This is a genomic window from Streptomyces profundus (assembly GCF_020740535.1).
Taxonomy (GTDB): Bacteria; Actinomycetota; Actinomycetes; order Streptomycetales; family Streptomycetaceae; genus Streptomyces; species Streptomyces profundus.
On the sequence record NZ_CP082362.1, the window covers coordinates 3,088,589 to 3,094,007 of the forward strand.

Genomic DNA, 5,419 nt, shown 5'->3' on the forward strand with positions numbered 1-5,419 from the left:
CTGACCGGGAATGGCGGCAATCCGGTGCGCATGTTTTCCCCGCTGGGAATTCGGCGGGAGTCGGCCAGGAGGGGAACCTATGGATGTCGCGATAGCCGCCCGTGGACTGCGAAAGCGATATGGCGAACACGAGGCGCTGAAGGGCGTTGACCTTTCCGTCCGATCCGGTTCCGTCACCGCTCTGCTCGGCCCGAACGGCGCCGGGAAGACCACCGCCGTCCGCATTCTCGCCACGCTTATCAGAGCGGACGGCGGCGAGGCCACGGTGGCCGGTGTCGACGTGGCGAGGAATCCGGTCGAGGTGCGCCGCAGGATCGGTCTGACGGGCCAGTACGCCGCTCTCGACGAGCGGCTGACCGGCCGGGAGAACCTGGAACTCATCGGCAGGCTCTTCCATATCGGCCGGCCGACCGCGAGGCGGCGGGCCCAGGAGCTGCTGGAGCAGTTCGAGCTGACCCACGCGGCCAGCCGCCGGGTCTCCACCTACTCCGGTGGCATGCGGCGCCGTCTCGACCTGGCGTCCAGCCTGATCGCCAGCCCGCCGGTGCTCTTCCTCGACGAGCCGACCACCGGGCTCGACCCCAGCAGCAGGACCGTGCTGTGGGGGATGGTCAGGGAGCAGGTGCGGCAGGGCGTGACGGTGCTGCTGACCACTCAGTACCTCGAAGAGGCCGACCAGTTGGCCGAGCGGATCACCGTCATCGACAAGGGTCTTCGGGTCGCCGAGGGCACCCCGGACGAGCTGAAGCGCACGGTCGGCGGTGAGCGGCTTGAGATCACCTTCGCCTCGGTGGAGTCCCTTCCGCTCGCCGTGAAGGCCCTCCAGGGCGTCGGGTTCCCGGCGCCGGTCGCCGAGGACGACGACTGCCGGGTCTCCGCCCCGTTGGAGAACGGCCTCGCCGGGATCGCGGCGGCGTCCACCGCGTTGCAGCAGGCGGGGTTGACGGTCCTCGACTTCTCCGTCCGCAAGCCGTCGCTCGACGACGTCTTCCTGGAACTCACCGGCCAGCCGGGCGCGCCCAAGGCGCCGGAGCCCGGCACCACAGCGGAGGTCGCACGATGACGGACACGGTGCAGCGGCAGGCGCCGCCCCCCGTCCCGGTGAGCCTGGAACCGCGACCGCAGCGGGTCGTGCAGGAGATGGTGGCGGACTCGATCGCGCTGATCGGCCGGCACATGAAGCACATCGCCAGGACGCCGGAGAAGCTGATCGGCGTCACCGTGATGCCGATCGCCTTCGTGCTGGTCTTCGGCTACATGTTCGGCAGCGCGATGACGGTGCCGGGCGGCGGTAACTACCGCGAGTTCATCATGGCCGGCATCTTCGTGCAGATGATGCTCGCCGGGATCGGCACCACGGCCGTCGGGGTCTCGACCGATCTGGAGAACGGCCTGGTCGAGCGGTTCCGTTCCCTCCCGATGTCGCAGGTGGCGGTCCTGGTGGGCCGCACGGTCTCGGACCTGGTGCTGACGATCATGTCGTGCGTCGGCATCACCGTGGTCGGCCTCATGATCGGCTGGCGGGCGCACAACGGGGTGTGGAAGACCCTCGCCGCGTTCGGGCTGATCCTGCTGCTCGGCTACTCGGTGGCCTGGGTGGGCGCGTTGATCGGCCTGGTGGTCCGCAACGCCGAGGCGGTCAGCTCCATCGCGGCGTTCATCACGATGCCGCTGGCGTTCCTGTCGTCGGCGTTCTTCCCGCTGACGAACCTGCCGAGCTGGCTGCGCACCATCGCCGAGTGGAACCCGATCAGTTCGGTGGTGAGCGCCTGCCGCGAGCTGTGGGGCAACCCGACCGCGGTCACCGACGAGAGCGCCACCGTCATGCAGAACCCCTTGCCCTACGCGGTGATCGGGCCCCTGCTGGTGTTGGCGATCACCATACCGCTCGCCTCCCGCGCCTACCGGCGCGCGGTGTCCAACTGACGTCAGGACGGGCGCGCGGCGTCCTTCCCCCGCGCACTGGGATCGGAGAGTATGGATCGTGACTGATGACGCCATAGTGGTGCTCGGCCTGGGGGGTTCGCCGCGAGCAGGATCGACGACGGAGCGCGCCCTGCGGGTGTGTCTGGAGGCCGCGGAGCAACGCGGCGCCGTGACGCGGATGATCGCGGGCGAGAAGCTCAACCTGCCGCTGTACGACCCGAATGTCGCGCTGCGCAGCGACCGGGCCCGCTACCTGGTGCGGCAGATCGCCCAGGCCGACGGGATCATCCTGGCCACCCCGGCCTACCACGGCACCATCTCCGGGCTGGTGAAGAACGCCCTGGACTATGTGGAGGACCTCAGGGGCGCGGACCGGCCGTACTTCACCGACCGGGCCGTCGGCTGCCTCTCGGTCGGGCAGGGCTGGCAGGGTCCCGCGTCGGCCCTGGCCGCGCTGCGGGACACCGCGCACGCGCTGCGTGGCTGGCCGACGCCGCTGGGCGTGACGATCAACACCGAGGCCGGGGTCTTCGAGGCGGACGGCACGTTCGCCGACACGAGCCTGCACAACCAGCTGCGGGTACTCGGCACCCAGGTCGTCGAGTTCGCCCAGATGAACCACGCGCTCCGCTTCGCCCAGATGACCAGGGCGCTGCGCCAGTCGGCGCAGCGGGAGCGGATCGGCACGCCGGACTCCGACGTCCGCACACGCCTGTCGGCCGGGGCCGACGTCCAGTGGTCCGCCATGGCTGCCGGCCGCTGAGACGCCCGGCAGCCACCGAGGAGAAGCACGAGAGAAGGAGCACCATGACGAACCCCTTCGAGGACGAGAACGGCACGTTCCACGTCCTGGTCAACGACGAGCGGCAGCACTCCCTCTGGCCCTCGTTCGCCGAGGTGCCGGCCGGCTGGACGGTCGCGCTCAGCGAGGTCACCCGGGAGCAGGCCCTGGAGTACGTGAACGAGAACTGGACCGACATGCGGCCGAAGAGCCTGGTCGACGCCATGGGTGGCTGAGGCCCGCCTCCCGGGCGCGCGTCGAGGCCGGTGCGGTGGGGCGGCGTGGCCCCTGACGTACCGGCCCTCGGCGACGGGTGGTGGGCGGCGCGGCACCGCGGTCGGTGCCGGCCGGCCACCGCCCGGCGCGTTCGGCTCAGGGGGTACAGCTCACCTTGATGGTGTCCATGAGTGCCAGGACGGCCCGGGCGGAGGGCAGGATCATCCTGCCCTCCTGGGTGAGCCTGGCACCGCCGGAGTCACGGGTGAACAGCTGGGTCCCCAACGACTGCTCCAGGCACTTGACCTGGTAGCTGATGGCGGACTGCGAGTACTTCAACGCGACGGCCGCCTCGTCCATTCGCCCTATCTCGGCGATCGAGACGAAAGCGCGAAACTCTCTCTCATGCATGACACACACCGCTCCCTGCAACATGCGTTCCTGGGTCCATTGCAACGCATGGCGCTGAGGGCTCCAACGTGCCCGGCAGGAAACTGCTGGATCTTCGGCGGCCGGCAGGTCGGTGTCAGGTTTCGGACAGCGGTGGGCCCGGGCGGGACGCGGCAGGTCCCGCCCGGGCCTCGCGCGGTGGCTCAGTGGCCCCGCTCGATCGCCCGCCAGGCGTCGTGGAGCCGCCCCAGGTGCTGGAAGCTGTCGAGGACCTCCTCGGTCCCGACCCCGAAGTCGACCAGGCAGGCCACCTCGTCGACGCCGGCGTCCTTCAACTGCTTGAGCATCCCCAGACAGTCGTCGACGGTGCCGAACAGGCCGCTGGTGTCGAAGTAGCGGTCGAATGCCTGGCTGACCAGGAACGCCAGGTCCTCCTCGCTCATGTCGCGCAACTGCCGTGAGGCCTGGACCCCTTCGGCGCCCATCGCCTCGGCGGCCCGGACCACCAGGTCGAAGGAGCTGGCCAGATAGCGGGAGAACGGCTCCCGCACGGTCTCCCTGACCTGCTCCCGGTCGGTGCCGACGAAGGTGTGCAGCATCAGCGTCACATGGCCGGCGTTCGCCGCCCCCGGCTGGTGCGCGCGGTGCGAGCCGCGGTAGCCCTCGATGCGCTGGCTCAGCCCCTCGACCTCCTGGCCGAGCAGATGGGTCAGGATGCCGAAGCCGTGCTCGCCGGCGAGGGCGAAGGTCTCGGGGGTGCCGGAACTGGTCAGCCACACCGGCAGTTCCGGCTGCACCGGCGGCGGGTACATGGTCATCTCGGCCGGGTTGCCGGAGCCGTCGGTCAGCGTGATCGACTCCCTGGCCCACAGCCGGCGCACCGTGTTGATCGTCTCGACCAGCGTCTTCTTCCGGTCCTCGTACGCCTCGGGGCGCAGCGCGAAGTCCGCCGCGTTCCAGCCGGAGGCGAAGGCTATGCCGGCCCGGCCGTTGGAGAGGTTGTCGACGACCGACCACTCCTCGGCGATCCGCATGGGGTGGTGCAGCGGCGCCACCACGCTGCCGGCGCGCACCGCGACCCGCTCGGTGACGGCGGCCACCGCCGCGCTGGTCACCGAGGGGTTGGGGTAGAGACCGCCGAAGGGGTGGAAGTGCCGCTCGGGCGTCCAGACCGCGGCGAATCCCTGCCGGTCGGCGAAGCGGGCACCGTCCAACAACAGCCGATAGCGGTCATGTTCCTCGGTCTCGTTGTTCGCGAAATAGAGCAGACTGAATTCCACGGGATCCTCCTCTGCGGCAGCGAATCAGCCTTTGCGGCCGGCCGGTTCGACTACCTCCGGTTTCCAGCGAAGCTGGCGTCGTCAAGTCGGTTCACGGCCGCCGGATCAAGTGCTTGTCCCATGTGGCCGGAGCGTGCGGCATGATGGCTGGCCGTGGGTGTCGAACTGTCGCTGCGGCTGGTGCCCGACGAGCTGTGGGAGCTGGTCGCGCCGCTGCTGCCGCCGTTCCCCGCGCGCCCGCAGGGCGGCGGGACCGCGCCGTTGGACGAGCGGGCCGTGTTCGCGGCCGTGGTGTACGTGGTCACCAGCGGCTGCGCCTGGCGCCGGTTGCCGGCCACGTTCGGCGTCTCGCCCGCCACCGCCCACCGGCGGTTCACCGCCTGGAGCGAGGCCGACGTGTGGTCCCGCCTGCGGCGGGACGCACGGAAGGCGCCATGGGCGCGCGCCGAGGCGGACTGGGCCTCGGCCGTCGCCCTGGCCGCCGCCGCCAGGGCGGGCGAGGGAACGCGCTGAACCACCCCCCGGCCCTCCCCGGTCCCGCTTCGGCGCCCACCGGCCGCGAGAAGCGCACAGAAACCCACCACATGAGACAAGCTCTAAGAAGCCAAAGCGGGAACCTGGAGTTCCCCGGCATCAAGAGTGAACCCCTCGAATAGTACGCCCCGGCCTGGGGTTTCTCCGCGCACATCGAAGTTTTCCCACTGGGATAGCCCCCGCCAACACCCGCCCGTAGGGTGGCCCGTTGGGGGCTTTCCGGCGCCACTTTCTTTTCAATAGTCAGCGTGTGGGGTGAAGTTACGCAATGTTGAATCAGTCGGCTTCCCGG

At 70.0% G+C, this 5,419-nt stretch carries 7 protein-coding genes; 5 read left to right on the forward strand and 2 right to left on the reverse strand.

The window, feature by feature from the left end; translation table 11 throughout:
• The first annotated feature begins 79 nt into the window (after positions 1-79).
• The 4 genes from K4G22_RS13540 to K4G22_RS13555 are packed head-to-tail and all read left to right on the forward strand — an operon-like array spanning position 80 to position 2,943.
• Positions 80-1,063 carry an ATP-binding cassette domain-containing protein gene (locus K4G22_RS13540; protein ID WP_228080479.1) on the forward strand — a complete coding sequence of 328 codons (984 nt, stop codon included), beginning with the start codon at positions 80-82 and terminating at the stop codon, positions 1,061-1,063.
• A complete protein-coding gene (locus K4G22_RS13545; RefSeq protein ID WP_228080480.1) occupies positions 1,060-1,926 on the forward strand; it encodes an ABC transporter permease in 867 nt (288 codons plus the stop codon). Before K4G22_RS13540 ends, K4G22_RS13545 begins: the two co-directional genes overlap by 4 nt.
• Positions 1,927-1,984: 58 nt before the next feature.
• A complete protein-coding gene (locus K4G22_RS13550; protein ID WP_228080481.1) occupies positions 1,985-2,689 on the forward strand; it encodes an NADPH-dependent FMN reductase in 705 nt (234 codons plus the stop codon).
• A 44-nt stretch (positions 2,690-2,733) separates the two neighbouring features.
• Positions 2,734-2,943, forward strand: coding sequence for an MbtH family protein (locus tag K4G22_RS13555; protein ID WP_228080482.1), 210 nt, complete (start codon positions 2,734-2,736; stop codon positions 2,941-2,943).
• A gap of 136 nt (positions 2,944-3,079) precedes the next feature.
• Here K4G22_RS13555 and K4G22_RS13560 read toward each other — a convergent pair whose 3' ends face one another.
• Complete coding sequence (locus K4G22_RS13560) at positions 3,080-3,334, reverse strand: LysR family transcriptional regulator (protein ID WP_228080483.1); 255 nt, start codon at positions 3,332-3,334, stop codon at positions 3,080-3,082.
• A gap of 182 nt (positions 3,335-3,516) precedes the next feature.
• Positions 3,517-4,593 (reverse strand): LLM class flavin-dependent oxidoreductase, encoded by a 1,077-nt coding sequence (locus K4G22_RS13565; protein WP_228080484.1) that lies wholly within the window; start codon positions 4,591-4,593, stop codon positions 3,517-3,519.
• 153 nt (positions 4,594-4,746) lie between these two features.
• On the opposite strand from K4G22_RS13565, the gene K4G22_RS13570 reads away from it, so the two are divergent.
• Positions 4,747-5,106, forward strand: coding sequence for a transposase (locus tag K4G22_RS13570; RefSeq protein WP_228080485.1), 360 nt, complete (start codon positions 4,747-4,749; stop codon positions 5,104-5,106).
• The last annotated feature ends 313 nt before the right edge of the window (positions 5,107-5,419 follow it).

What these genes read in the sequence shown, in the direction of transcription:
- K4G22_RS13540 (WP_228080479.1), top strand. Translation starts at nt 80, where the DNA reads ATGGATGTCGCGATAGCCGCCCGTGGACTGCGAAAGCGATATGGCGAA.
- K4G22_RS13545 (WP_228080480.1), top strand. Translation starts at nt 1,060, where the DNA reads ATGACGGACACGGTGCAGCGGCAGGCGCCGCCCCCCGTCCCGGTGAGC.
- K4G22_RS13555 (WP_228080482.1), top strand. Translation starts at nt 2,734, where the DNA reads ATGACGAACCCCTTCGAGGACGAGAACGGCACGTTCCACGTCCTGGTC.
- K4G22_RS13560 (WP_228080483.1), bottom strand. Translation starts at nt 3,334, where the DNA reads ATGCATGAGAGAGAGTTTCGCGCTTTCGTCTCGATCGCCGAGATAGGG.